Origin of the sequence: Marisediminitalea aggregata (assembly GCF_900129565.1) — a bacterium.
Lineage (GTDB): Bacteria > Pseudomonadota > Gammaproteobacteria > Enterobacterales > Alteromonadaceae > Alteromonas > Alteromonas aggregata.
Window position 1 is genome coordinate 266,574 of sequence record NZ_FQWD01000005.1, and the last position, 26,002, is coordinate 292,575.

24 protein-coding genes and 1 pseudogene are annotated in these 26,002 nt (G+C 48.0%); 17 read left to right on the forward strand and 8 right to left on the reverse strand.

Annotated features, from left to right (window positions below; all coding sequences use genetic code 11):
- On the reverse strand, positions 1 to 327 hold the full coding sequence (locus BUB81_RS15365) for a YkgJ family cysteine cluster protein (protein WP_073324219.1): 327 nt from the start codon (positions 325 to 327) through the stop codon (positions 1 to 3).
- Positions 328 to 421: 94 nt separating this feature from the next.
- On the reverse strand, positions 422 to 796 hold the full coding sequence (locus BUB81_RS15370; protein WP_073324220.1) for a VOC family protein: 375 nt from the start codon (positions 794 to 796) through the stop codon (positions 422 to 424).
- Between the two features lie 162 nt (positions 797 to 958).
- On the opposite strand from BUB81_RS15370, the gene BUB81_RS15375 reads away from it, so the two are divergent.
- The 7 genes from BUB81_RS15375 to BUB81_RS15405 all read left to right on the forward strand — a co-directional run bounded on the left by BUB81_RS15375 (position 959) and on the right by BUB81_RS15405 (position 5,505).
- Positions 959 to 1,924, forward strand: coding sequence for a CsgG/HfaB family protein (locus tag BUB81_RS15375; RefSeq protein WP_073324221.1), 966 nt, complete (start codon positions 959 to 961; stop codon positions 1,922 to 1,924).
- A complete protein-coding gene (locus tag BUB81_RS15380; RefSeq protein WP_073324222.1) occupies positions 1,921 to 2,244 on the forward strand; it encodes a hypothetical protein in 324 nt (107 codons plus the stop codon). The genes BUB81_RS15375 and BUB81_RS15380 overlap by 4 nt, the downstream gene beginning before the upstream one ends.
- On the forward strand, positions 2,241 to 2,609 hold the full coding sequence (locus BUB81_RS15385) for a DUF4810 domain-containing protein (protein WP_073324223.1): 369 nt from the start codon (positions 2,241 to 2,243) through the stop codon (positions 2,607 to 2,609). The genes BUB81_RS15380 and BUB81_RS15385 overlap by 4 nt, the downstream gene beginning before the upstream one ends.
- Entirely contained in the window at positions 2,606 to 3,283 is a 678-nt protein-coding gene (locus BUB81_RS15390) for a GNA1162 family protein (protein ID WP_073324224.1), read from the forward strand. Before BUB81_RS15385 ends, BUB81_RS15390 begins: the two co-directional genes overlap by 4 nt.
- Positions 3,284 to 3,437: 154 nt before the next feature.
- Positions 3,438 to 4,307: an MBL fold metallo-hydrolase gene (locus BUB81_RS15395; RefSeq protein ID WP_073324225.1), complete on the forward strand. Its 870-nt coding sequence runs from the start codon at positions 3,438 to 3,440 to the stop codon at positions 4,305 to 4,307.
- 2 nt (positions 4,308 to 4,309) lie between these two features.
- Entirely contained in the window at positions 4,310 to 5,065 is a 756-nt protein-coding gene (locus tag BUB81_RS15400) for a sulfite exporter TauE/SafE family protein (protein WP_073324226.1), read from the forward strand.
- Positions 5,065 to 5,505 (forward strand): protein tyrosine phosphatase family protein, encoded by a 441-nt coding sequence (locus BUB81_RS15405; protein WP_073324227.1) that lies wholly within the window; start codon positions 5,065 to 5,067, stop codon positions 5,503 to 5,505. The genes BUB81_RS15400 and BUB81_RS15405 overlap by 1 nt, the downstream gene beginning before the upstream one ends.
- 68 nt (positions 5,506 to 5,573) lie before the next feature.
- On the opposite strand, the gene BUB81_RS15410 is transcribed toward BUB81_RS15405, so the two are convergent.
- Both BUB81_RS15410 and BUB81_RS15415 read right to left on the reverse strand, forming a co-directional pair.
- Complete coding sequence (locus tag BUB81_RS15410; protein WP_073324228.1) at positions 5,574 to 8,081, reverse strand: glycoside hydrolase family 3 protein; 2,508 nt, start codon at positions 8,079 to 8,081, stop codon at positions 5,574 to 5,576.
- A gap of 2 nt (positions 8,082 to 8,083) precedes the next feature.
- Positions 8,084 to 9,325, reverse strand: a complete 1,242-nt coding sequence (locus BUB81_RS15415) for a sugar MFS transporter (protein WP_139241603.1) — start codon at positions 9,323 to 9,325, stop codon at positions 8,084 to 8,086.
- Between the two features lie 746 nt (positions 9,326 to 10,071).
- On the opposite strand from BUB81_RS15415, the gene BUB81_RS15425 reads away from it, so the two are divergent.
- From BUB81_RS15425 to BUB81_RS15445, 5 genes are all read left to right on the forward strand, one after another.
- The gene (locus BUB81_RS15425) at positions 10,072 to 11,424 is read left to right on the forward strand and encodes a GH1 family beta-glucosidase (protein WP_073324230.1); all 1,353 of its coding nucleotides are present in this window, start codon (positions 10,072 to 10,074) and stop codon (positions 11,422 to 11,424) included.
- A 5-nt stretch (positions 11,425 to 11,429) separates the two neighbouring features.
- Positions 11,430 to 12,767, forward strand: a complete 1,338-nt coding sequence (locus BUB81_RS15430; RefSeq protein WP_073324231.1) for a glycoside-pentoside-hexuronide (GPH):cation symporter — start codon at positions 11,430 to 11,432, stop codon at positions 12,765 to 12,767.
- A 15-nt stretch (positions 12,768 to 12,782) separates the two neighbouring features.
- Positions 12,783 to 13,784, forward strand: coding sequence for a LacI family DNA-binding transcriptional regulator (locus BUB81_RS15435; protein WP_073324232.1), 1,002 nt, complete (start codon positions 12,783 to 12,785; stop codon positions 13,782 to 13,784).
- A gap of 107 nt (positions 13,785 to 13,891) precedes the next feature.
- A complete protein-coding gene (locus tag BUB81_RS15440; protein WP_073324233.1) occupies positions 13,892 to 14,980 on the forward strand; it encodes a methyl-accepting chemotaxis protein in 1,089 nt (362 codons plus the stop codon).
- Positions 14,981 to 15,307: 327 nt separating this feature from the next.
- Entirely contained in the window at positions 15,308 to 16,888 is a 1,581-nt protein-coding gene (locus BUB81_RS15445) for a methyl-accepting chemotaxis protein (protein ID WP_073324234.1), read from the forward strand.
- 115 nt (positions 16,889 to 17,003) lie between these two features.
- Here the strand turns inward: BUB81_RS15445 and BUB81_RS15450 are convergent, their stop codons facing one another.
- Complete coding sequence (locus BUB81_RS15450; protein WP_073324235.1) at positions 17,004 to 17,291, reverse strand: YebG family protein; 288 nt, start codon at positions 17,289 to 17,291, stop codon at positions 17,004 to 17,006.
- A 95-nt stretch (positions 17,292 to 17,386) separates the two neighbouring features.
- On the opposite strand from BUB81_RS15450, the gene BUB81_RS15455 reads away from it, so the two are divergent.
- Positions 17,387 to 17,803, forward strand: coding sequence for a S24 family peptidase (locus BUB81_RS15455; protein WP_073324236.1), 417 nt, complete (start codon positions 17,387 to 17,389; stop codon positions 17,801 to 17,803).
- Complete coding sequence (locus tag BUB81_RS15460; protein ID WP_073324237.1) at positions 17,791 to 19,047, forward strand: Y-family DNA polymerase; 1,257 nt, start codon at positions 17,791 to 17,793, stop codon at positions 19,045 to 19,047. The genes BUB81_RS15455 and BUB81_RS15460 overlap by 13 nt, the downstream gene beginning before the upstream one ends.
- A 37-nt stretch (positions 19,048 to 19,084) precedes the next feature.
- Here the strand turns inward: BUB81_RS15460 and BUB81_RS15465 are convergent, their stop codons facing one another.
- A complete protein-coding gene (locus BUB81_RS15465) occupies positions 19,085 to 19,516 on the reverse strand; it encodes a hypothetical protein (protein WP_073324238.1) in 432 nt (143 codons plus the stop codon).
- Positions 19,517 to 20,113: 597 nt separating this feature from the next.
- Here BUB81_RS15465 and BUB81_RS15470 point away from each other — a divergent pair.
- Both BUB81_RS15470 and BUB81_RS15475 read left to right on the forward strand, forming a co-directional pair.
- Positions 20,114 to 20,367 (forward strand): annotated as a pseudogene (locus tag BUB81_RS15470) (type II toxin-antitoxin system Phd/YefM family antitoxin).
- A complete protein-coding gene (locus BUB81_RS15475) occupies positions 20,360 to 20,629 on the forward strand; it encodes a Txe/YoeB family addiction module toxin (protein WP_073324239.1) in 270 nt (89 codons plus the stop codon). The pseudogene BUB81_RS15470 and the gene BUB81_RS15475 overlap by 8 nt, the downstream one beginning before the upstream one ends.
- Positions 20,630 to 20,716: 87 nt before the next feature.
- Here BUB81_RS15475 and BUB81_RS15480 read toward each other — a convergent pair whose 3' ends face one another.
- Together BUB81_RS15480 and BUB81_RS15485 are read right to left on the reverse strand one after the other, a co-directional pair.
- A complete protein-coding gene (locus BUB81_RS15480; RefSeq protein WP_073324240.1) occupies positions 20,717 to 21,034 on the reverse strand; it encodes a helix-turn-helix domain-containing protein in 318 nt (105 codons plus the stop codon).
- 10 nt (positions 21,035 to 21,044) lie between these two features.
- The gene (locus BUB81_RS15485; RefSeq protein ID WP_084526632.1) at positions 21,045 to 21,476 is read right to left on the reverse strand and encodes a hypothetical protein; all 432 of its coding nucleotides are present in this window, start codon (positions 21,474 to 21,476) and stop codon (positions 21,045 to 21,047) included.
- A gap of 970 nt (positions 21,477 to 22,446) precedes the next feature.
- Between BUB81_RS15485 and BUB81_RS15490 the strand changes: the two genes are divergently transcribed.
- Positions 22,447 to 25,986 carry a response regulator gene (locus BUB81_RS15490; RefSeq protein ID WP_175555824.1) on the forward strand — a complete coding sequence of 1,180 codons (3,540 nt, stop codon included), beginning with the start codon at positions 22,447 to 22,449 and terminating at the stop codon, positions 25,984 to 25,986.
- The last annotated feature ends 16 nt before the right edge of the window (positions 25,987 to 26,002 follow it).

Here is a 26,002-nt window from a genome sequence, read left to right on the forward strand (position 1 = left end):
TCAAGCTGCCACAATGGGGATCTGGTCGGTTGTTATACCGTGTTTAAAACGGGCTTTCAGGCACTGTGCCGAGCCAGCCTCGAACTCCCGGCATGTTGAAGAACGCTGGGCATAGATACCACAGGCTACTTGTTGCCCAATATCTCCCTGCAGGGCGTCGCAACGCGGTTGCGGTCGGTTGGTGCCTTTCATGGCAACCCGGGTAGGTGAAATTTTTTCTGTTAACTCAGTTGGTACTGTTCCGCCCGTGAAAGGGTCGGCTTCTGACCAGTAAAAAGACACGCGAAAACTTGCGCAACAAGCGCCACAATTCACGCAAGACAACATAGTTCCTCCGTTGCTACCAAAGACGGTAAAAAAGCGGATTATGCCATCTGATTTGATCTCTGGAAATTAAAATAAAATCAATAATAACAATGTTTTATTTTAATGAGTGCAACCCAATCAGGTTGCCTTCGGTGTCTTTAGCCAGACTGACAAAACCATATTCACCGATGGCGAATTTTTCGCGTTCCAGTACACCGCCGGCCTCAACTACTCGTGACGCTTCTGTCGCGCAATCTTCACAGGAAAAATACACCACAGTGCTGTTGTTGCCGGCTTTTACTGCTGGGGACGATACCAGCGCTCCTGAGCTGCCGTAGCTTTCCATATCCGACGGGAATCCATACATTGAAAACCCGTCTACCGGATCGACCATGCTGGTCAGGCTAATGTTCAATACGGTTTCATAAAAGGTTTTTGCGCGTGACATGTCGTCGACATAAATTTCAAACCAACCAATGGGATTGTTCATCTTCCGTTCACCCTTATTTCACTATAGTCATCGTAAAGTACTCACTGCTGCAAAAAAATATATACGTTAGGTTAAACTTTTTTACAAATTACGATTCTTAGCTTTAGCGCCTGTGTGCTAACGTGATTGACGTATCCACTTGGTAATAATAGGAAAAATGACATGAGGATGTTATCCAATAAGCTGTTCATTGCCGGTCTGCTAACTGCAACAACATTAGGCGGTTGTACCAGTGCTACTCGCGGTGTTGTGAACCCGACTCCGGCTCCCGCGCCGCAAATTAGCCCGGTATTGCAGGAAGAACAATTAGGTTTGAAGCGCGTAGTGGCCATTGCGCGGTTTTCTGACGAAACAACCAGAGCGAATAACTTTCTGGTCGACAAACAAGGTAACCGATTGGGTAAACAGGCTTCTGATATTCTGGCCAGCCGCCTTACCGCAACGCAGAAATTCATTATGTTAGAACGCGATGCGATGGAAGACGTAATGAAAGAAGCCAAACTCGATGGCGAGCCGCTGGACGAGGTGGGTGCTGATTATATTATCGTGGGCTCCGTGTCCGAATTTGGCCGCAGCAATGAAAGTGAAGTGGGTGTTTTCAGCCGCAACCGCATTCAGGTCGCAACTGCGACCGTCAATGTACGATTAATCAATACCCGTACTGGTGAAATTGTTTATGCCGAGGAGGCGACAGGCCAGGCGCAGAGCGAAGCTAACCAGGTACTGGGCGTGGGGCAAACTGCTGGATACGACACCAGTCTGGATGACCGGGCAATATCTGCTGCGATTTCGAAGCTGGTAAGCAATGTGATGGAAAACCTGTTAGACGCGCCATGGCAAGCGTATTTGGTTGGGCAGCACAATGGCCAGTGGTTAATGACCGGTGGTAAGTCTCAGGGCATTGAAAAAGGCCAGCGTTTTACGGTAGTCACACCGGGCAAGCTTGTAAAAAACCCACAAACCGGCATGAATATGGAACTGCCTGCCTCTGAAGTTGCCACTATCGAAGTGGTTGGCTTTATGGGAAGTGGAAACAATGAGATGTCGCTGTGCAGCCTGGTAAACGGCAATGTGAACAGCGAACGATTAACGGATTATCGCGTACGCGAAGAGGAGTCAGCGCTATGAAATTTAACTTCTTTGTTAGCGTTATTGTAGCGCTTGTTTTGTTGTCGGGTTGTAGCAGTCAGTTTCAACAGGCCACACAAGTAGATGACCAGGCTGTGATCCAGTTCATTGGTGATTTGGATGGATACAGTCTGAGTATTAATGATCAGCCTATTCCTCTGGATAACGTTGAGTCTTTTAGCCTGAATGGCGAGACGGCCACACAATTTTCTGTCGGCAGCGGCACCCATGTTGTTGAGTTGCGCAAAGGCGGGCAAACTCTGGTGAAACGTAAGATTTACGTTTCCAACGGCAACGTTTTTGAGGTGCGCATACCGTGAACTTAGCCAGAACATCGTCCGTTCTGGTAATTGCAATAATCGTTCTGAGTGGGTGTGTGAATACCCACTCACTATACTATTTTGGCAATTACTCAGCAGCATCCTACGCTTACAAACGCACGCCTACTGCGGAAACCCGCGCAGAACTCAAACAAAGTTTACTGACCATTATTATAGAATCGGAACGACGAGAAAAACGGGTGCCGCCCGGAATTTATATTGAACTGGCAATAATGGAGTTTGAAGATGATCGTCCCGGTCGGGGGAATCAGTATCTGGCCTCAGAGCTTGCTTTGTACCCTGAATCCGCGACGTTGGTTAATCGGCTTAGTGCACAGATGGCGCCCAAGGATGGTGAGGAATGAAGAAATTTTACCCCTTCATTGGCGTACTGGTATTGCTGGTGTTGCAAGGATGTGAGTCGACTTCGCGCTCATACTCCAAACGAGACGCTTATCCTTTGATGTACGAAGAGGCCGTCAAAAGTATTCTCGTTGTGCCCGCAGTAAACCAGACGACAGCAGCCGACGCGCCGGTATTGTACGCCACTACCGTATTACCTCCGCTAGCGGAAGCAGGATATTATGTTATGCCCATTCCGGTTGTAGAGCAGCTGTTTCAGCAGCAGGGTATCACCGACGGCTCGCAACTTCGCGAGGTTGATACCGGGCAATTCAAAAATTTGTTTGGTGCTGACGCGGTATTGTTTGTGACGATTGTACGCTGGGACACCAGCTACTATGTGACCGGCGGGAATGTCTCTGTAGGGTTGGATTTTACACTGGTATCTACCACCACCTCACAAACTATCTGGTCGCAGGCTCAAACGCTGAATGTCGAAACATCGGGGAATTCCAACGACTTATTAGTCAGTATTATTGCGACAGCGCTGAATACGGCGTTTACGAAATATATCGATTTAGCTCACGATATAAATGGCGCAGCTATTCGCCAACTCCCTGTTGGACCTTACCACCCGAACCATCGACAGGATGGAGAGGAGCCCGTGAGTCAAACGGGGCGTGTGGTAAACCGCTAACGCAAACAGCAGGTAACTTAGGGCCTGTTAGTCAAACAGGCCCTGGTTTCTTACCTGCTTTTTAAATACGTTGCCAGCAATGTGGCAAACCTCTTGCTCTTCCTGCCTTAGATTATTCGCAAAATCCCTATTTTCTGACAGGCAAGAGTGAAGCATGAGTAAAATACAAATCACGTCTTTTTTTCACGAACCCACGTTTACCGTGACTTACGTGGTTGCAGACCCGGCGACAAGCGCCTGTGCTATCATTGATCCGGTGATGGACTACGATGCAGCGTCGGGCACATTATCCAGCGAATTTGCTGACAAAATTGTCAGCTTCATTGACAAAAATGGCTTGAATACAGAATGGATCCTGGAAACCCATGCCCACGCTGATCACCTGACCGCAGCACCTTACCTAAAAGCAAAATTAGGTGGCTTGATTGGTATCGGTGAACATATACGCCGGGTTCAGTCTACGTTTAAATCCATTTACAACCTCGAGGACACCTTTCCTTCGGACGGCAGCCAATTTGATCAGCTATTTGGTGACGGTGAGGTAATCAGTCTCGGCCATTTGGATATTGAAGTGTTACACACGCCCGGTCACACACCGGCTTGCGTTTCCTATTACATAGAAGATGCCGTGTTTGTTGGCGACACCCTGTTTATGCCGGACTACGGCACCGCACGAGCGGATTTTCCCAACGGCAGTGCCAATACCCTGTATCAGTCGATTCGCAAGATACTGGCGCTACCAGAGTCAACTCGCATGTTTGTAGGGCATGATTACAAAAGCCCTAACCGTGACGCGTTCAAGTGGGAAACCTCCGTGTTTGAACAGCGCAGAAGCAACATTCATGTGAAAGACGGCGTGAGTCAGGCTGATTATGTGACTATGCGTGAAAAGCGTGATGCTGGTCTGGCAGTCCCAAAATTGCTGCTGCCGGCCATACAGGTAAATATTCGCGCAGGGCAGCTTCCGCCAGCAGAAGACAACGGCAAACACTATCTGAAAATACCGCTGACTGTGAGTAAGTAGCGATGCTAGCGATCTTACTTGGGGCCAGTGTGATTGGCCTTAGCCTTGGCATTCTGGGCTCGGGCGGTTCCATTCTGACAGTGCCACTACTGACTTACGTCATAGGTCGGCCACCGAAAGTGGCGATTGCCGAGTCCCTGCTGATCGTTGGCTGCATTGCAGCGACAGGCGCAATGAGGTTGCACCGTGAGGGACTAATCGACTGGCCAAAAGTAGGGTGGTTCGGGTTACCGAGTATGGCGGGTACCTATCTGGGCGCAATGACATCGCAGTATGTCTCCGGTACAACCCAACTCGCTGTGTTTGCTGTTGTTATGCTGTTGGCCAGCGGTTTTATGTTGCGCCCCTACAAGCCCAATACAATCACAGGTATTAGCGTGTTTAAGCTCAGTGTCGTCGCTATCTGTGTTGGCAGCGTTGCCGGGTTTGTTGGGGTGGGCGGCGGATTCCTAATTGTGCCAGCTCTGTTGGCGACGGCGGGTGTATCAATGCGACAGGCAATAGGCACCAGCCTGGCAATTATTGTTATGCAATCTATCGTCGGCTTTAGCAAATACTCCTGGTTGTTTTGGCAATCGAGTGAGCTTCCTTACGACTGGCTGCTGATAGCGGTGATGGCTGGGGTAGGCGCAGTCGGGTCTGTATTTGGCGTACGTTTGGCTGCTGCACTTCCTCAACATCAGCTTAAACGCGGTTTCGGCGCGTTGTTGGTAGTGATGGGACTCAGCATTTTCTTTTCAGCTATTGGAGGTATCTAATGCCGGTTAATACAATCACCGCAGAGTTCAGCGTCTCAGGACCACTGGACCAAAACGCAATTAACAACCTGGCTGCTAAGGGCGCAACACTGCTTATTAATGTGCGGCCAGATAACGAATGTGCCGGGCAAACTAACGATACAGCATTGGCGGCAATGGCTGAAAAAGCGGGGCTTACCTATGCCTTTATTCCGGTAACAAGCGGTGACTACCCAGACGATAAAATTGCGGCCTTTGCCAGTGTGCTGGCTTCCTGTGATGGCGCTGTTCATGGCCTGTGTCGCACAGGAACCAGGGCGGCGCATTTATGGGCATTGGCTAAATGCAAAGCCGGGGTGAATAAGGTGTGGTTGCAACAGCAATTGGTTCAGGCAGGCATTGATGTGGCTCCCTTGCTGGCAAACTGTGAACCATTGAATAATAAAAAAGCGGCAGCCTGAAAAAGACTGCCGCTACGTTTGGAGGGTGGCCAGGCAATCGTTGCTCAAGCCACCGGGCACATGAAAACCTAAGGGCAGTGCGTGGTCGGCTTACCGTGCTGTGTTAAGCGCAGGTTTGAAACCGATAGTTGAGCCTGGCCTTTCACGCTAAGCTGCAGGGACGCATACACTTCTTTTAAGTTTGCACCTGCTTCAATGAGGCATTTGGTTGGGATCTCCACGGCCTGCCATTCGTTAGAATCGACCATAAAGTCGCCCAGTTGCACCATGCCTGCACAGTTATCGCCACATGCAATCCCGGCCTGAATGCCGGTACCAGATTGCAATTTAACATCAAATGCCAGTGCTGAATTTGGAGTCGTGAAGTCGAGTAAATCCACCGGGAAAGGAGCGAAGAACGCTACCGTTGCAGGTGTTTCCCCAAACTGCATTAACAGGGTATCTTCCTGAACATGCCTGTCGGCAGTACGGATAGCCATGTCACCAACGGTAAGCACACTGCTGTTCATAGTACCGGTTTCATCATTGACACGGGCCACGAGCTGCCAAGGTGGCTGTACACTCTGTTGGAAAATTACATGGTCGGCGGCTTCGCTACTGTCTGCCTCAACGGTTTCGTTCAGCATGGGTAAGTTTGTGTTGTCGGCGTAAGTCAGACCATAACCATATTCGAATTGTGGCGTTTTGCCGTCGCCTCGATTAATGGGGTTCTGGTAAGGTGTTGCTGGCCAGGTAAACGACAACTTGCCCTGCATAGGGTAAGCAATTTCACCGTTTTCATTGGTGAACAAAACGTCGGCGACACCTTGTCCTTCAGAGCCAGGCAGCCATGCAACAACAAACGCGTCGGTTGCATTAATTTCCGGGTTCACCCATAGAGGTCTGCCGGTGATGAACACGCCTACAACCGGAATACCGTCAGCTTTTAGCTTTTTAAGTAACGCTAAGTCCGACTTCTCACCGCGTTGATACTCAACATTGGCAATGTCACCATTCCCCTCTGCGTAAGGGTTCTCTCCGAATACAACAATAGCGACGTCAGGCTTCTCATCGTAGCTACCGTCAACGCTAAGCACTGCGCTACCGCCGGCTGCACTCACTGCCTGCCGGATTCCCTGATAAATAGACGATGCGCCTGGGAAGTCGCTGTTTTCATTGCCTGTGCCTTGCCAGGTGATTGTCCACCCGCCCGATTGTTTGCCGATGTTATGCGCGCCATCGCCGGCAACCAGTACCTTGCTGTTTGGTTCAAGTGGCAGCAGGTGGTCATTATTTTTCAGCATGACCAGCGATTTACGCACCGCTTCGCGCGCGATGGCGCGGTGCTCAGGATGCCCGATAATCGATTTGTCACCGGACAAGCTGCGGTTCGCCGGTGAAGGAAGATCAAACAGACCTACGCGAACCTTAACCCGCAATACACGGCGCACGGCATCGTCGAGGCGTGACATCGGGATTTCGCCACTTTCTACCTGGGCAACGAGGTTGTGGAACAAGGGCTTCCAGGTCGGCGTTGGTGCCATGTACACATCCAGGCCAGCAAGCAGCGCCTGCGGACAGTTATCGTTAGAGCAGCCTTCAATCTGACCATGCCCGTTCCAGTCACCTACTACGAAACCATCGAAACCCATTTTGTCTTTGAGCACGTCGGTGAGTAAGTACTTATTGCCGTGAAGTTTTTCACCATGCCAGCTATTGAACGATGCCATTACTGACTGCGAGCCTGCACCAAGACCTTCGACATAGCCTTGAGCATGAATGCGAAACAGCGTCTCTTCGTCGGCGATGTTGTTGCCCTGATCGTCACCGTGTTCGGTTCCACCGTCGCCGACAAAGTGTTTAACCGTTGAGACAACGTGCTGGTCGTCGATGTTGCCATCGCTAATATCGCCTTGCAGACCAGTAACAATCGCTCTTGCATAGGCGCCAACTACTTCTGGATCTTCAGAATAACTCTCGTAGGTACGACCCCAACGGTCGTCGCGCGCCGCTGCCACGGTGGGGGCGAATATCCAGTCTATCCCCGTTACGCGTACTTCCTTTGCTGTCGCGGTTGCGATTTTTTCAATCAGTGCCGGGTCTCGCATTGCCCCAAGACCGATATTATGAGGGAACAACGTGGCGCCAATGACGTTATTGTGGCCGTGAACTGCGTCGGTTCCCCACATGGTCGGAATGGTGCTGCCATCCAGGCTATCGTCTATTGATGCTTGGTACATCGCTTCTGCTAATGCAATCCATTCATCGGGCGTAGCATGTTTATTGTTGTTTGGAAAAGAACCACCGCCGTTGAGATACGAGCCAAACCCATACTCACGCATATCTTCTACGGTGACGTCGCGAATTTCCGGCTGGACGATTTGCGCCACCTTCTGCTTAACCGTCATAGTGGCCAACATCTCAGAGACTTTCTTCTCAACCTCGTCTGATTTAGCGATGGGTGACTGAATGCTTGGCCAGTAATCTGGTACGGCTGCGTTGTTTGTCGTTGATGTTGCTTCAGGGTTACTTGAACAAGCCCCCAACAATAAGGCCCCCAGGGCTGCTGCAACTGAAGTAGCTAATCGGTATTGCATGGTTATTCTCCAGTCTGTAAGTCGGGCTTAGCGCCTTTCAGGCCATAAAATCCGATGTACAGATAGCAAATAGCAGGTAGTAAAAATGACAGAGTTAATCCCAGTGTGTCAGCCAGGACACCCTGCAACAAAGGAATTAGCGCACCGCCAACGATAGCCAGACACAACAAGCCCGATGCTTTTGCGGTTTGTTCACCCAATCCTTTCAGTGCAAGACTAAAGATTGTTGGGAACATGATCGAGTTACACAAACCGACGGCCAGCATTGACCACATTGCGATATCGCCATTTGTGAGCACGGACGTCACAATGAGAACAACAGAAGCCAGGCTGTTAAAGCCGAGTAAAACACCGGGTTGAATTCGCTGCATTAACGCTGCGCCAATAAATCGGCCTACCATTGCACCACCCCAGTAATAAGCAATGTAAGCGGCTGCCTGACTTTCCGGCATGGAGAGCACATGGGCAGAACCAAAATAGTTTACCAGGAAGCTGCCAATCGACACTTCCGCACCCACATACACAAAAATGCCAATAACACCAAACTTCAGGTGGCGGTGATGCAGTACAGAGCTGGCCTGCCTGTCTTCTAACTGAGCGGGTTGGGCTTCTGCGGGTAACGCCAGGCGACGCGTGAGCAATGCCATTACAGCCAACACGATAGCCAGTGCCAGGTAGGGCACGATTACAGACTCTGCATCGGCCTGAGCATTGGTGGCGGTGTGAGCTGAGAAGATCAGAACCCCACCGATAATCGGCGCGATGGTGGTTCCCAAAGAATTAAACGCCTGGGTCATGGTTAGACGGCTGGAAGCGGTATTGGGGTTACCCATAATAGTGACCAATGGGTTCGCCGCGACTTGCAGTATCGTTATGCCACCTGCCAGTACAAATAATGCCAGCAAAAACATCCAGTATTGCGCCAGTTTCGCTGAGGGAATAAACATGAGGCAGCCCACCGCGGCGGCTAATAAACCGGTGATAATGCCTTGCTTGTAACCTACTTTGCTAACCAGTTTGCCTGCGGGAACAGACACCAGAAAGTATGCGCCGAAAAAGCAAAATTGCACCAACATAGCCTGAGTAAAATTGAGTTCGAACAGGGCTTTAAGGTGTGGGATCAAAATATCGTTCATGGCGGTAATGAACCCCCACATAAAAAACAATGATGTGAGACTCACAAGCGTTGACATAGTGAGCGGAGCAGATGTTCCGGTTGTGGCTGACGCCGATGGCATAGACATAATTGTGCGCCTTGTTTGCAACTTACGAAGCCCGATCTCTTGGGGTGGTGAGATGGAATGTTAATATTTTGTTGGTTGAGTATAGGGCGATTTTATAAAAATGCAAGCGCTTACATTTTGTGTGTGAAATTTCCCTTCAAATTGAAATAGCCTCGCATTTTTATGTTGCTCAACCGGTACCGCTTTCTGATTGATATTTTTTTAATATACTGATTTTTAATTTATTTTTTAATTTTTACGAGTGCTTTATAAAAAGTGGTGCAGCTATTTTGGCTTGCCGGTGTTGTCTTTAATGATAGCGCTTACAGTATTGATATGTATGGAAATTTTTCGATCAAACGAGTGCAAAAGTAACGTGCTGTTACAAAATGTCAAAGACAGACATTATCAATCGTTTCATACTCCATTTACGTTAATAGTTACGTTGGTTTTGAGCATGAAACGGTGGATTGTCTTGTTTGCGTGCCTGTTTGGTGCGTTGGCTTGCTATACCCTCGGATTTAGTGAGGGTTCTTATATTGTTATCGGTATTGGCGTGGGACTCGAGTTGGCATTTTGGTTGAAATTAATAAAGCCTTAGCAGTTCGCATTCTCTACTTCAGTATTCAGGCTACAGTGAATTGTAAATAACTTGTATATTTAATGAAAGCGCTTACAATTGGTCTTGTGACACGATTAGTTTACTTCGTTTTTTGACTCTCAGTTGCTTCGAAAGAATGCCAGACTGGTGTGTAAGGCGCTCCTCAATGACTAAAAATCTTACTATAAATCAACGGCTAAACTCCAATCTGTTTCCTGTCGGTGTAGCGACGTCTTCATTTCAGATAGAAGGCGCCAGAGACGGCCGGGAAGCGAGTATTTGGGATACATTCTGTGCCACGCCGGGGGCGGTGAAGGATGGCTCGGATGGCAATGTTGCTTGTGACCATATTCATCGTTGGCAGGACGATATTGAGTTGGTGTCTTCACTGGGGTTTGACGCTTACCGGTTTTCTGTCAGCTGGCCGCGAATAATGAAAGCGTGCGGCAGTGTCAATCAGACGGGGCTTGCGTTCTATGTGGATTTGTTGAAAGCGCTGAAAGACAAAGGACTAAAAGCCTACGTAACCCTATACCACTGGGATTTACCGCAGTATCTTGAAGATAAAGGCGGGTGGCTTAACCGTGAAACGGCTCTGGCATTCGCCGAGTATGTAGATGTAGTCAGCAAGGCATTTAACGGTTATGTGGATTGTTACGCAACCCTAAACGAACCATTTTGCAGTGCGTATTTGGGGTATGAAATTGGTGTGCATGCGCCAGGCAAGGTGGGCAAACAGTTTGGAAAAAAAGCGGCTCATCACTTACTGCTCGCACACGGCATGGCCATGCAGGTGTTGCGTAGGAATGCACCGGATGTGACAAGCGGTATTGTACTAAACTTTACGCCTTACTATGCGTCTACGGCCTCTGAAGCCGACGCGGCTGCGGCTAAACTGGCACATGACCATCACAACGACTGGTATGTGAAACCGGTACTTACAGGTTGCTATCCCGATATTCTGCATACCCTGCCCGAGAATGAGAAACCAGACATTCACGATGGCGACCTGGCGTTAATCAATGCGCCGCTGGATTACCTGGGCGTAAACTATTATACCCGTTCATTCGTAGCAGCTTGTAGTCATGACGGTTTCAGAATCCTCCCTCCCGCAGCAGACGCCCCGGTTTCTGCCATGGGTTGGGAAATTTTTCCTAATGCTTTAAGGGACTTGCTATTACAGCTGCACCGTGATTATGATTTACCACCAGTGCAAATCACCGAAAATGGCATGGCCTGTGATGACGCACTTATAAACGGCGAGGTAGACGACCCTGTTCGCGTTCAGTATCTGCAGGATCATATGAACGCGGTGGCTGAAGCAATGGAAGCTGGGGTTGATGTGACCGCGTATTTTGTGTGGAGTTTACTGGACAATTTCGAATGGGCTGAGGGCTATCTTAAGCGGTTCGGTATTGTGTATGTCGACTACGACACGCAACAGCGTATTCCTAAACGCAGCGCTTTGGCGCTTCAGCGATGGTTAACGCGGCGTAAAGCGTCAAACGGGGAAATGTGACTAGTATGATCAGTGTGAAAGAAAAAGTTGCTTATGGACTGGGTGATACGGCGAGTAACTTTATCTTTCAGACGGTGATGCTCTTTCTGACCTATTACTACACCGATATCGTTGGCTTGAACCCGGCAACAGTAGGCAGTATGTTCCTGCTGGTTCGTTTAATAGACGCTGTTACCGATCCGCTCATGGGCTCACTGGCAGATCGCACCCGAACCCGTTGGGGGTCATACCGCCCCTACCTGCTTTGGCTGGCCCTGCCGTTTGCTATTATCAGCGTGCTGGCGTTTACCACACCTGACACCGACTACCAGGGTAAGCTTATGTACGCCGTTACAAGCTACATTGCCCTCATGTTGATGTATACCGCCATTAATATTCCCTATTCCGCACTGGGCGGCGTAATAACGTCTGATCCCGACGAACGGGTTTCAGTGCAATCTTACCGATTCATTTTCGCTATGATTGGCGGTCTTATCGTGTCGTCATTTACATTGCCGTTGGTTGGCTATTTAGGCGAAGGTGACGACGCCAAAGGTTATCAGCTGACTATGCTGGTGATGGGCGTGGTTGGCATGTGTTTGTTTTTACTTTGCTTTGCTGGCACTCAGGAACGCCTCAAGCCAGAAAAACCCTTGTCCATGCCGTTGATTGCACAACTGAAGTCGGTCTGGCGTAACGATCAGTGCAGAATATTGTGCTTGGTGAGCGTGGTATTACTGACCGGTATCCTGCTGCGAAACTCTCTGACAATTTACTACGTCAAATACGTGCTGAATCGCCCTGAAGATGTCACCCTGTTTGTTACCATTGGCATGGTGGGTGGCCTGATTGGTTGTGCGTTTGCGCATCCCCTTGCCAAACGACTGGGTAAAATCCGTCTGTATATTCTGCTTCAACTCGGCGCCGGTGCGGCCTGTCTGGTAAATTTCTTTATCCCTGTGAATCTGTGGCTAGTGGCTTTAGCGGTGCATTTCGTATGGGGGTTCTTATTGCAAATGTCGTCACCGCTTTTGTGGGCGAAAATGGCCGATGTGACCGATTATGGCGAAGCACAAACGGGGGTGAGATTAACCGGTGTCACCTTTTCTACTATCGTGTTCTTCATCAAAGTTGGTGTGGCTTTGGGGAGTGCAATGTCCGGTTGGCTACTGGCGTTCTACGGTTATGAAGCAGGTTCTGTTACTGAGCAGGTCAGCAACGGGATAGCCTTCTCATTTTGTATTTTACCCGCGCTAATGTCAGTTTTGGTTGTCATAATTATGCGCTGGTATACATTAGACACACAACGAGTAGAAGCAGCACAGCAACAAATTCAGGCAGCGCGCCTGAGCGCAACACATTAGAAACAGTGAACAAACATGGTAACCATAAAACAGGTAAGTGAAAAAGCAGGGGTATCGTCTGCAACCGTCTCGCGTGTCATTAATGATACCGGCACCGTAAAAGAAAAGACCCGTAAACTTGTGGTCGCGGCCATGGAAGAGTTGGGTTATCGGCATAATGTGGTTGCAGCATCTTTAGCTTCCAATAAAACCAACACCATTGGTTATGTGGTGCCAGAGTTACACGGCTCCTTTTTTGGCGCAATGATGGGAGGGACCGAGCAGGCCTTACGGGCTGCGCGCAAACACATGCTGATTGCTACCGGACACTCAGACGAAACCATCGAGAAAGCCCAGATAGAGGCTTTGTTAAGCCGCCGCTGCGATGCATTAATTCTTCATGTTGAAGCCGTAAGCGATGACTACCTTGTAAACCTGGTTCAACAGGGTGTAAAACTTGTCGTGGTAAACCGCTATATCGCTGAAATTGACGACAATTGTATTAGTTTGGAAAACGTTAAAGGGGGCTACCTGGCCGCACGGCATTTACTGGATATTGGTCATACCGACATTGCTTATATTGCGGGGTCGTTATTTAAAGCTGATGGTATAAATCGACTGACGGGCCACAAGCAGGCTCTGGGAAGTGCCGGTATTGAGTACGACGAGTCTCTTATGTATGAAGGGAATTTCCAGGCCAAATCAGGTGCAGAAGGCATTCGGGCGTTAATGGCGCGGGGAAAACCGTTTTCAGCCGTTGCCTGCGCAAACGATGAAATGGCGTCGGGCGCTATGAACGCGCTGCGCGAAATGGGTAAACGAGTGCCTGAAGACGTCTCGGTAATCGGTTTCGATAACGTGGACTTTGCGAGCTATTTGTCGCCTGGGCTAACTACGATTGATTATCCGGTGACGCAAATTGGCACTATGGCTGCACATTGGGTGCTTGACCGGGTTTATGGAAAAGGTAGTCATGAGTTCACTCACGTTGTAGAGCCACGGTTAATTCTGAGAGGTACGACAAGTAGCCCTGAATAGTGACTGGCTTTTTTTCACCTAATAGCGCTATGCTAACCGGGATTGCTGCCGATAAGGTCAGTAATACACATTAATAATAATATGCCCCCACAGAAGGAGCCTACTCTGTGTTTGTATCCCGCTCAACTCACGACAGCGCTTTGCAGAAAGTCTCAGCGCTACAAAAAGAACAGTCTCAGTTAGCAGAACGTGTTGCCGCACTGGAAGCTGAAAACCACCAGTTAAGACAAGAGCTGGCCGCTGCTCAGGAAGCAGACAACAGCGAACAAGGCGTTATCGGTAGCCTGTTGGATTCGTTGTGTCAGGTCGAAGGGATCCGCGAAACCGTATTGGCGTCTTACCATCAGGTTTCCGCGCAAACAGACAGTCTTGCCGATAACCAGCGTTTGTTCTCTGAGTCATCAGAATCATTGCAGCAAATCATTGACGATATGGCCGGATTGAATGAGATGATGAATACGATGAGTACCAGCATTGAGGGCTTGTCGGAAACCGCTGACAACATTAATAAGTTTGTATCTACGATTACCAGTATTTCTGATCAAACAAACCTTCTGGCACTGAACGCCGCAATTGAAGCTGCACGTGCAGGTGATGCCGGACGAGGTTTCAGTGTTGTTGCCGATGAAGTACGGTCGCTGGCAAATGAAACTAATCAGTCTGCCAATGAAGTGTCAGAGCTGGTGAAGAGTATCATTCAGTCTACTCAGAAGGCTGTATCGTCGGTGTCTGAACTTCAGCAAAACAATACACATCTGGCCGAAGGTGTTACCCGCTTAAACGGCAACTACGATGAAATGGTGTCGCATTGTGACGTCATGGAAGCTGCTATTCGTGGTGCCAGTGCACAAACATTTATTCAGACCGTTAAGCTGGATCATGTAGTGTGGAAGTCGGAAGTGTATGCCGTGATTTGTGGACGCACGTCTAAGTCTGCTGAGGACTTTTCCGACCATACCAGTTGCCGCCTGGGTAAATGGTACAGCGAAAACAATCACTTGCCTGCTGGCAAACTCGATGCTTTTAAACGCCTGGATGCACCGCATGCTTCCGTTCATCGCTTCGGTGTGCAAGCTGTGCGGGCTTCATTACAACAGGATACTCAGGCATGTGAAAGTGCGCTGGCTTCTATGGAAGAGGCGAGTCGCCAGGTTGCGACTTTGCTCGACCAAATTGGGACTGAGCTGAGTAACTAGAATAATAATCTTCATGGTCTGAGGGCGTCTGCATGAAATAATGCAGAAATGATCCTGTAACCCTTCGTGATTCGGACTTAAAACGGCACCTTCAAGGTGCTGTTTTGCGTCGTAGACCTTTTAATTTCCTGCTTATCCGATTTATTACGAATTTACTCTTAAATATCCCCACAGAAGTTGCCGAAATCTTAAAGCTTGGTCTACTTTAGTATAAACATATGATAATTCCGCTCATTGCCTATCTTTGCGGTGCACAGATTTTCGGTGAAAACCATTCTGTGAAATAGAGCACTCTGGTGCTTTGGATTGAAATGGAGCAAGTACAGTATGCGTAATAATCAGCCCGTCACGCAACGGGAGTATAAATTTCCAAAAGAGTACAGATTGATTTCCGCCACGGACGAGCGCGGGATTATTACTCACTGCAATGAGGAATTTGTCGAAGTCAGTGGCTATTCGCGAGAAGAGCTGATTGGTAAGAACCACAATTTGGTGCGGCACCCGGATATGCCACCGGGCGTGTTTAAAGAAATGTGGCAAACGCTGCAAGCGGGTCGCATCTGGATGGGCCTGGTGAAAAACCGTCGTAAGAATGGTGACCATTACTGGGTATCCGCTTTCGTAACACCGGTTTATGAGGGAGATCGAATTGCAGGGTATGAGTCTGTGCGTGTGCCAGCTCTGGAACATGAAATTGCCCGAGCCAGTTCGCGTTACGCCCGTATTCTGGAAGGTAAATCTGCTGCCCCTGCATCGGAGCTGTATAGCTACTTCATCAAGAAATTCAGTATGTACTGGGTCCCTGGCATTCCACTGGTCGCGTTTCTTGCTTTTATGGCGGGGTGGATGCCAGCGGTCGCGACCGCTGTTGTACTTGTCATAATGGCATTCTGGCAGTTCAAAGCGACGGAGAGTGACTGGGAAGCATTAATTTCACTTAGCCCGGACTCCTATGACAGCCCCGTGGTGTCACAAACTTATTTTAGTGATTTTGGGGCCGTAGCCAGAGGCAAATTGGTGCTAGGCTGCGAATTAGCAAGAAGCCGCACCGCGTTGACCCGGATAAAAGATTCGGCCAGCGGGTTGGAGGAAATTGCCAATACGACCCATCAACAAGCGGAGCGCACCAGTTCTGCGGTGGTGCAGCAGAATCAGGCCACGCAACAGATTGCCTCTGCGGTGACACAAATGTCGCAGTCTATTCAGGAAGTGGCAGAACGGGTAGAAAACAATGCGGAAAGCGCAAAAACAGCAGCCAGCAATGTAAATACCGGGAATCAGAAAGCAGAGTCTGCCGCCGCGGCCATCGTTGAATTGAAAGAAGTGGTCGAATCTATTTCAAAGACGGTTACGGAATTAGCGCAGTCAACCAGTGATATTGGGGAAGCTGCAAGTATTATTTCTTCCATTGCCGACCAAACTAATTTGTTGGCCCTGAATGCCGCTATTGAAGCTGCTCGTGCAGGCGAGCAAGGGCGAGGGTTCGCTGTGGTTGCCGACGAAGTTCGGGCTCTGGCATCTAAAACCCGCGAATCAACCGACAAGATTCACGACATTATCCAGGTATTGGCAAGTCGCAGTGAACGCGCTGTTACGGTGTCTACACGAGGCCTTGAGTCAGCACAACAAGGTGCTGAAATTGTCGAAGAGACACGGCGCGCCTTGTCTGAAATTAACACGGCCGTTAAAGGCATCAGTGAAATGACTATGGAAATGTCTGCGGCAGTAGAAGAGCAGAGCTCTGTGGCTGAGCATATCAACCAACAGGTTGTTGAAATTGCTGACGGTGCAGCCGACACGCAGCGTAGTTCCGAAGCTTCTCTTGCCGCCAGTGAACGCCTGCACGCGACAATTGGTGATGTAAACGGCGTTATTAAACGCTTTAACTTCAAAGGCGAAATAGGCTAGCAGTCGCTATACGCTATTGTTAGTAATTCAAAGAGTAGAAGGCGGCACTGTTTCCACAGTGCCGAGCCTGACTCTCAATGACTAATCTTGCTGCGCGGCTAGCGCCTTTTATAAACTAGCCGTTAGCCTTTAGCTTTACTACATCAGCGCCTTCCTGGGACAAAATGCTGTCTGCGGTTGTGCCTTTGAGTAGCTTGGCAAGGTTGTCTTTGTTCTTTGCCAGCATGATCGACAAATCTTCGGCAATGTCGTCACTTAATTTTATGCCTTTCGCCTGAATATATACCGCCAGGTTGTCGGCAACGTCCAGCATCTTATCGTACTGATCGGCTTCTTTTTTATCGGTAGTAACCAACTTTTCTACCCCTTTGTGCGAGACCACATATTGTGTTGTGATAGCCATGGTAAAACTCCGTTGTTGTGAAATACCTTGTCACTGTATCGCAAAATACTGTATAAATAAACAGTATTTTTTAAACAGTGAAATGGTATCCATTCATGCTTCAAATTATTCCAGTCGCAGCACAGGCAGGGATTAGTGGGTTCGAGTCGCCTGCAGCTGAATACAAGCAACTCGCGTTGGACTTAGATGAACTGTTAATCGAACACCCCAATGCCACCTTCATTGGGCAGGCCAAGGGAGACTCTATGACAGGGGTTGGGATCTTCGACGGAGATCTGCTCATTGTAGATCGCGCCGCCGCGGCTACCTCACTGGATGTGATTGTGGCGAACCTGAACGGCAGTTTTGTTTGTAAGCTCTACGACAGAAATTCTCAGGTTTTATTGTCACCAGGGCTCGATCACCAGCCCTACGCGTTGGGTGAGGGCGATATTTTTGAGATAGAAGGCATTGTTGTACGATCTGTGCGGATGCACCGCTACGTTAGGTGGTTGAGTCAATGTATGCGCTAGTCGATGCCAACAGCTTTTATGCCTCGGCGGAAAAGGTTTTTGACCCGGCAATACGCCAGCGCCCTGTTGTTGTGCTTACCAACAACGACGGCTGTATTTGTGCGCTGTGCGAAAATGCCAAACAGCTGGGCGTGAAGAAGTTTGGCCCTTACTACAAAGTGAAAGGGTTGCTAGCACGACACAATGCGGTTATCCGTTCGTCAAACTATGAGCTGTACGATTATTTGTCGAACAAGATGATGCAAGTGATAGGCGAGTATGCGCCCGACCAGCACGTTTACTCCATCGACGAATGCTTTTTGCATTTCGATACCTGGCAACCAGAAGCCGGGTGGAAGGCTCATGCTGCCGCAATACAACAGGCGGTTTGGCAGCAATTGCGTTTGCCAGTCGGCGTAGGAATCGCCGCTACTCCTACATTGGCAAAGGTAGCCAGCTTTGCAGGAAAACGACTTGGCGACCAAAACGGCATTGCCGTGTTGGACTCACCCCAGAAAGTAGAAGAAGTATTGCGTGCCATGCACGTACAGGACGTGTGGGGAGTAGGAAAACGCATCGCTGCCCGATTGGAGAATCAGGGGATTCACAGCGCATGGGAGCTTGCAAACAGCTGCCCGAAAGCACTGCGAAAGCAATTCTCTGTTGAGCTGGAACGCACCGTGCGCGAGCTCAATGGTGTTACTTGCATACAGTGGGACGCAGAACGAGCCAATAAAAAGCAAATCTACTCAACCCGCGCATTTGGACATCCGGTTACTATGCAACAGGCGTTGCGTGAAAGCCTCTGTTGGCATGCTGAAAAAGTCGCTGAAAAGTTGCGGCGGCAGGGGAGTAAAGCGAGTTTACTGACGTTGTTTACGCATGCCAATCCGTTTGCCAATACCCGTCAGTATCACAAGGCCGTACAGCATAGGTTTGCCCAGCCTACCAACGACACGAGGGCGTTGGTAGAAGCCGCCAGCAGAGCGTCTGTCGATTTATTCAAAGCGGGGATCCTGTTACATAAATGCGGTGTGGGTGCGATAGAGATCGTCGATACAGAACAAGAGCAGACAGATATGTTTGCACAACTAACGCATAACCCAAAGCTTATGCAGTGCATGGACGCCATTAATACCCGCTATGGCAGCCAGACAATTGGTGCTGCTGCCAAAGGCATTCATCCGGATTGGAAGATGAAACGGGAGTACTTGTCACCGCAGTACACCACCAATTGGCAGCACTTGCCTAAAATTGCCTGCTAGAACAATGCAGCGTTAGGCGTGGCTGCCTAACCAAACATTAAAGTGGCAATACAGAAGTGACCCATAAGGCACAAGCCACTGTCCAGGCTATTGCGACTGATATCTTGAGGATACTCGGCAAGGACGTGTAGGGCTTCTCGATAACGGCTTTGTGCTGAGAGCCAATGAGTAAGTCGTTACGGTATAACTTACACTCCACATTGCCAGTAAGGATATTGGTGATGTGGAGACCTACACGGTATTCACGACCATCATGGGTAATAATGTGCTCACTACTGGTGCTTGTGAGCACGCGCTTATCTGAGATCAGTTCGCCGTTAATCACTACAGACTCTTTCCCTGACCAGGATGAGGCTTGAACCTCGATGTTTGTGTCTTGGTCTGTAAATTCAAAGTGGTATCCGGTGAACGCAGACGCTTTGGCCGGTGTGGGAATATTAAACTGCACTGGTTGTGTTTGAGTGGTCATCGTGTTGGTCCTTTACATATTGAACAGGTCGTTGAAGGTCATTGCATCAGCGCCGTGCTGAAGTGGCATCAAGTACACCAGAAAATAGGAACAACGGTGACGACAGCGATATGACCGAGCAATGCCTGTCATATGCCAATCAATATGACAGTGCATGTGATATATTTATTTTTTTGTTTTATGTGGTAAGTAAGCACTTGCATTCTTGGTGATTCATTTCACGTGAAAACATGTGTGCAATGCTAATTATGAGTCGGGGGATCTGTGTTGGATAGACGCTTCTGAGAAGAGCTTGGATGATCTGCCAAGATCCACGTGGATTGGATTGCAGGATAATGTACGTACCGGTAACTATGTGAATTTGTCTGTCTTTTAAAGTGTCGAAAAAACGGGAATTAGCCCTTTGGGAACTAGCATTAGTACAAAGACAGGTATGCCTGTTTTATGATGAGGCCACGTAAGCTGCGCAGATTGACCCTGCCAGTAAAGCAAGGCTTCTGTATGACTAGATAAAATTACGCCACCAAACAATGTTTCTATTGCTGAATGAGCAAATCAATATTTCATGTTCAACTTGTTGTACATGTTGAGGCTTTTATGAAAATCGTATCTTTTACTGAAGCTAGAAATAGTCTCAAAGCCGTTTAGATGGTGTAGTTAATGATGCTGATACAACAGTTATCACGCGTCGCGATTCTGAAGATGCAGTGGTTATGTCTTTAGATTACTACAATAGCCTAATGGAGACTGTTCACTTACTGCGTTCTCCTCAAAACGCTGAGCATCTAAACCGTTCGATAGCGCAGTACTGTGCAGGTAAAACAACATCACGAGAGTTAATTGATGAGTAGTAGTCAACGTTTGCCGACGTGGACTGATGACGCGTGGAAGGACTACTTATATTGGCAAACTCAAGATAAAAAAACACTTAAGCGCATCAATAATCTGATCAATGATGATAAGCGCTCTCCGTTTGAGGGTATAGGTAAACCAGTGCCCTTAAAAGAAAGCCTATCTGGCTTTTGGTCTCGTCGAATTGATGATACCAATAGGCTTGTTTATGCAGTCGACGAGCCCGCGATAACAATCATTTCGTGCCGTTACCACTACTGAATCAAGTTCAACGCTCAGGTGTCTGACGGACACAAGGAAACGACTTACCTTCTCTAGTCCGACAGCAAGGCACATGTTATGACTGAATCAGCCACCCAACATCCAGTACATAATCGCTGCGCCAGTAACGAGCCCGCTAACGGCGGCGCCAATGATCATCACAAACTGATTACCAATTTTAATGGTCTGCCATTCAGACTCATCGAGTTTGGGCACCACTAGCAGGTCTTCACGCGGTACCTCAAACACTGCACACAAACTCATTATGGTTTCAGACGCTGCGTTGCCTTCTTTCTCAACGCGCTGGATTGTACGCAGGCTAACCCCGCACATATCCGCAAGCTGCTGCTGTGTCCACTGATGCTGTTGTCGAATCGCTTTGATGCGCGATGCGTTAATTTCCACCGAACTCTCCTTATGCGGTGAAATATTTAAACAAAGCAGCAGTGGCGGCGCCAAAACCTACGCCTGCCAGAAACATACCCACTACAAACAACCACGAGCCTTTAGACTTGCCTAAAAAGCCCTTGGTTTGTGAGGCTAGCAGTTTATTGTCGCGGTAAAGTGAGCATTCAAGTGAACCCGTTAGTACGTTAGTCAGGTGGTAGTTAACCCGGTAATTAAACCCGTTGTGAGTAAACTCATGGTTACTGGAAAATTTGAACAACTCGCGTTTGTCAGAGACCGGGTTGTCGTTAACATACACCGTCTCTCGACCTGACCAGGCAGAGCCATGCACCGCAATTTCTGTATCATTGTCATTAAAATAAAACCAATATCCATTTACTAAAGATGCAGTTGCCATAGTTGCCTGTTTTGTATGTGAAGCTGTTGATAATCTTGCCATAAATATGTCCTCTTACCTATGAATTATGCAAATCATTTAGGTTTGCCGTGTTGGGAGGTATTTAACCGCAACAGAGAAAAAATAGTGACGACAGGGCTGTGACGACAGGGTGACAGCGATATGACAGTGAAAGTTATCTATATGATAAACAATGGTATTTGAGACAGACTTGGGTTTTAGGGTAAACACCAGACAACCACGCACTTAAAGGAGTATGCGCTACAAACTGGTGATTGATACAGGTTAGATATTTGTTGAGATACCTGTTGTTGGCTTCTCAATCTCATTCGTTAGATTCTCTTTACCTAGTTCGAGAAGTAAAAACAGCTCGCTGGAGGGGGCTTGTGTACCCCCCTGTACCAAAAGACAGTCTTGCTCACTTATCTCGAAGTTGCTTAAATTGTGTTCTATAGTCATATCTATTACCTTTCTTTTGCTTGTGAATGGATGTCGAAAGCAAATGTACTGCGAATAATTAAGAGAAGGATCGATGATAAGGACAGGGATGCGTAAATTCGGGACAAGTATTATTCTGGTCCTAATCGGACTGTTTTCACACATCAAGAGCTACGCGGTAGAGCCTTCCTGGGTTGGTAAAGGCAAATTTAATGAAGAGCCAAGTGGTGTCATACGATCTTTGATTTTAGATGAGGGACATATTTTCGTAGGGGCCGAAAATGGATTTATCGATATCGTAGGAGGATCCTCAATTACGCTAAATCGGCAAAACTCTATATTGGGTGATGGTTATATTTCAAACTTAGCCATAGGACCACATCAAAATATTTGGATGACACAATTTGGAACAGGCGTATTTGTATACTCGCGCCAAGATAAAAAACTAACCAAAATAGAATTACCCCACAAAATTTCGAAATTTGCCTGGGCAATTGCGGTTAACGAAGATATAGCTGTGATAAGCCTTATCTCTCATATCTTAGTATATGATCTGAGAGATAAGTCTTATGAAATGTTTGATAAACCTAATGACAGCAGAAGCTTTAAACAAATTTACAGCGTGGAATATTCAGAGATACACGGCTTTGTATTATCAGACAGTGACGGCGTGCATTTTTACGACCATACAAACAAATCATTTAGAAGTATTAGCAGAGAGTCAGTTTTCCCGGAACTACAACGAATTACTTACATAAAACTGTATTCGGAAGAGATCCTTGTTGGCGGCGTGGGTGGTGTTTATCGCTGGGCAGGTGTTGAAGATAGCAGCTTTATAAAGCTTTCCTATCCGAAGGCTGTCGGTCGCGATGTAGATCGAGTCATTAAGCTCTCAGACAACTCTCTTTGGGTTGCTGCTGGTGGTCTATTTTACGCCAAGCCCGGTGCTAGTAATTTCGAGTTAGTAAATTATGGACGGCCCAGATATTCCTTTGAGCAAATAAGGTCGGTAGGGGATATTATCGAAACCGATGAAGGTCGGGTCTTGATAGCTTCGAGTCAACTCGGCCTAACAAGCGTTAATCCGGCAGATTTGGCGATGGACTATGTGCATGAAACAGATTTTCCGTTCCGGAAAGATATTTATGCCATTGCGCCTGTTGGAGACGAGCGATATCTGGCTAAAACAGCAGACAACTGGCATGTGTTAGAGGGAGAATCCGGCAAGCTTTCGGCGTTATCGAGCGGTGCGTTTGATGCAGAGCCGATACCGCTGGTTTCAGGAGAGTTATTCGATCCAGCCTCATGCGCTGTGTACCAATTTGAAAACAACCATTTTCAGCTTCGCAAAAAACTACTCGACCCCAACCAGTACTGCCCCAACATCCATCCTCTTTCGTTCACCTTAAACAACCAAACCTATTTCTATTTTCAGAAAGAGAGCCATGCGGGATTCATTTCAATCCAAAATGGAACGTTTGCGCTTTTTACCAACGCGCCAAAAAATATAAAGCTGGCAACCCTCAATACCGACGGCAGTTTGGTATTGATGGATAAAAGCAACGCGTTATTCGTTAGCGATTCCATTGGGGTATGGATTAAACACGATATCGACGCCCTAAAGGGACTGTTTGTGTATTGTCTTTATGAAGACAGTCGCACAAATCAGATGTACTTGTGTACGTCCGGTACCGGCTTAAAACAATTTTCCCTGACTGATAAAACGTTAGCAGAAGCGTTCCCAAATAGTGGTATACCCCGGTTTATCCGCGACGGCCATATCGATAAAGACGGCAATCATTGGCTAGCGACAAATAAAGGCTTAATGCTGGTCAATCAGCATTTTGCGTTTGAGTTTGATAGCAGCGACGGGGTTATCGACACTGATTTCAATTATCGGGGAATATTACCGGTAGGGAACACAAAAATCCTGCTTGTCGGCGACCAACTGAGCTACGTAATCGACACTGTCCAAATGATCGAGTATGTAGAAAAGCGCCGTAGCCATCTTGCCTACGCACAGGTGGTGGATTTACAGACCAGAACCAGACTGGGTAAGTTGGCAATTTTGGACAGTTCAGCGAAAGACGTGGCTTTCGACAAAGCGCCGGAAGAAATTACCTTTGCATTCGCTTCTGCCGACTTTCACTACGCGCATCTGCAGCACCTGGAGTACCGTTTATCAGGCTTCCACAATGAATGGAGCGCCTTGCCTACGAACTACGGCACGATCACATACTCGGGCCTTCCCTATGGCGAGTTCAAACTGGAAATAAGGGTAGTAGACAAGAAAAGTGCAGCAGAACAACCTATCACTTCATTCTCCCTGAATATTGCCAAGCCCATCTGGCTCACCTGGCAAGCGATATGTTGCTACGTAGTATTAGCTGCGCTTTTAGTCATTGGCATGGTGTACTTAGTTAAACAGTACGCAGAGGAAAAAAGCCGGGTATTAGCGGAAATTATTCGGCAAAAGCAATCAGCACTGCGTGAAATGAATGTGTCCATGTCGGAGTTGCTTGCAAAGAAAGATCGGTTATTCAGAAATCTGGCGCATGAGCTTAGGACGCCTGTTATGTTGATGATGGAGCCGTTGCTGGAGCTGAAGCAAAAAGCCGGGACAAATGAAGAAGCTGATACGCTGGATTCACTCTATCAGCACACCAGTCGAATACGCTCTATAGTGGACCAATTCGCAGAAGTTGAACGGGTAGACTCGATTACGCAACACGAGCTAGCCGTTTATGATGTGGGCAAATCGGTGCAATATGTTATTGAGTCATTGAGGCCAAAAGCCACGGCCAAGCAACAAGTCTTGTCATTTGAAAACAAAATAAAGCACCCGCTATTACTCGTTGAAGACTCGCTGGAGAAGATCACACATCAACTTATCGAAAACGCTATCGCTTTTACCCAGGAGGGCGGGTTTATAAAAGTGGTAGTGTCAGAGTCAGAAAACCAAATGCACCTGTCGGTAACTGACAATGGTGTGGGCCTCACACCGGAAGAGCAAAGAGTGCTAACTGAGCGGTTTGGTGAGGGCGCAAACAACCGCGGGCTGCCCCATATGGGCATTGGCCTGAATCTGGTCAATGAGCTTGTACTGGCTAACTATGGTTGGTTAGAAATACACAGCGAACCGTCTGTAGGTACTACCTGCACAATACACATTCCGATAAAGCGAACACAAGCACCTGATGAGACGGCAGAGCATACTGAGGCCATGGATGAAATAAACCATGATGCAGAAACAGGAGAGGCGAAGCAGGTAACTGAGCCTGAGAGTGAATATCAATCGAATAAGCTGCCGTTAATACTGGTTGTCGACGACAATGAACCTTCGGCAACGTATATAACCGGTATGCTAAGCGACACGTTCAAGTGTTACGACGTGCACAGTGCGGAGCAGGCGCTTGCAATGTTAGGTGTACTAAAACCAGATCTTATTTTATCGGATTTGAAAATGCCGGGCATGAACGGTATTGAGCTTACCCGAGCGGTACGAGCATTGCCGGAGTTTGAGGACACGCCCATTATTTTGCTGACGGCAGAGACCGACAAAGCCATGCAAATTGAGAGCTTCAAGGCAACGGCAAATGACTATCTCACCAAACCAATAGAGCGTGAAGAGCTGGTTCTGCGGCTGCAAAATCAGCTCGCTATTTCTGCGCTCGGTCAGCAACAGGCTGCAGAGCCAAAGGATGGCTTCGCCGATATTCAGTCTGACTATGTAAAATCTATTATCCCTGAATCGGCTACAGACAAGGACCGAGCATTTATACTTAAATTACTGACTGTCGTTGAACAGAATTATCAGAAAGAAAACTTCAGTCGTAAGGAGGCGGCGTCTGCCTTAGCGATGAGCGAAAGGCAATTGAATCGCACTATGGCCAAACTCATGCCAGACAACTTTACATTATTCTTAAAGCGTTACCGGTTGGAAAAGTGTTTACCTATGCTGGCAAATGGACTGCAGGTTACTCACATAGCATTGGAAGTAGGGTTCGGATCGCCGGGTTATTTTAGTCGCTGTTTTAAAGCGGAATACGGATGCTTGCCTACCCAAATGGAATTTACACAGCACGGTGTTAAGTTAAAAGGCGATGAAAGCTAACACTAATGAGTAAAAT

Coding starts and splice junctions, on each gene's coding strand:
- BUB81_RS15455 (WP_073324236.1), top strand. CDS start 17,387: ATGCTTCAAATTATTCCAGTCGCAGCACAGGCAGGGATTAGTGGGTTC.
- BUB81_RS15400 (WP_073324226.1), top strand. CDS start 4,310: ATGCTAGCGATCTTACTTGGGGCCAGTGTGATTGGCCTTAGCCTTGGC.
- BUB81_RS15410 (WP_073324228.1), bottom strand. CDS start 8,081: ATGCAATACCGATTAGCTACTTCAGTTGCAGCAGCCCTGGGGGCCTTA.
- BUB81_RS15485 (WP_084526632.1), bottom strand. CDS start 21,476: ATGGCAAGATTATCAACAGCTTCACATACAAAACAGGCAACTATGGCA.
- BUB81_RS15475 (WP_073324239.1), top strand. CDS start 20,360: ATGAGTAGTAGTCAACGTTTGCCGACGTGGACTGATGACGCGTGGAAG.
- BUB81_RS15435 (WP_073324232.1), top strand. CDS start 12,783: ATGGTAACCATAAAACAGGTAAGTGAAAAAGCAGGGGTATCGTCTGCA.
- BUB81_RS15425 (WP_073324230.1), top strand. CDS start 10,072: ATGACTAAAAATCTTACTATAAATCAACGGCTAAACTCCAATCTGTTT.
- BUB81_RS15395 (WP_073324225.1), top strand. CDS start 3,438: ATGAGTAAAATACAAATCACGTCTTTTTTTCACGAACCCACGTTTACC.
- BUB81_RS15450 (WP_073324235.1), bottom strand. CDS start 17,291: ATGGCTATCACAACACAATATGTGGTCTCGCACAAAGGGGTAGAAAAG.
- BUB81_RS15370 (WP_073324220.1), bottom strand. CDS start 796: ATGAACAATCCCATTGGTTGGTTTGAAATTTATGTCGACGACATGTCA.
- BUB81_RS15430 (WP_073324231.1), top strand. CDS start 11,430: ATGATCAGTGTGAAAGAAAAAGTTGCTTATGGACTGGGTGATACGGCG.
- BUB81_RS15465 (WP_073324238.1), bottom strand. CDS start 19,516: ATGACCACTCAAACACAACCAGTGCAGTTTAATATTCCCACACCGGCC.
- BUB81_RS15365 (WP_073324219.1), bottom strand. CDS start 327: ATGTTGTCTTGCGTGAATTGTGGCGCTTGTTGCGCAAGTTTTCGCGTG.
- BUB81_RS15390 (WP_073324224.1), top strand. CDS start 2,606: ATGAAGAAATTTTACCCCTTCATTGGCGTACTGGTATTGCTGGTGTTG.
- BUB81_RS15380 (WP_073324222.1), top strand. CDS start 1,921: ATGAAATTTAACTTCTTTGTTAGCGTTATTGTAGCGCTTGTTTTGTTG.
- BUB81_RS15415 (WP_139241603.1), bottom strand. CDS start 9,325: ATGTCTATGCCATCGGCGTCAGCCACAACCGGAACATCTGCTCCGCTC.
- BUB81_RS15445 (WP_073324234.1), top strand. CDS start 15,308: ATGCGTAATAATCAGCCCGTCACGCAACGGGAGTATAAATTTCCAAAA.
- BUB81_RS15490 (WP_175555824.1), top strand. CDS start 22,447: ATGTTTGATAAACCTAATGACAGCAGAAGCTTTAAACAAATTTACAGC.
- BUB81_RS15375 (WP_073324221.1), top strand. CDS start 959: ATGAGGATGTTATCCAATAAGCTGTTCATTGCCGGTCTGCTAACTGCA.
- BUB81_RS15405 (WP_073324227.1), top strand. CDS start 5,065: ATGCCGGTTAATACAATCACCGCAGAGTTCAGCGTCTCAGGACCACTG.
- BUB81_RS15460 (WP_073324237.1), top strand. CDS start 17,791: ATGTATGCGCTAGTCGATGCCAACAGCTTTTATGCCTCGGCGGAAAAG.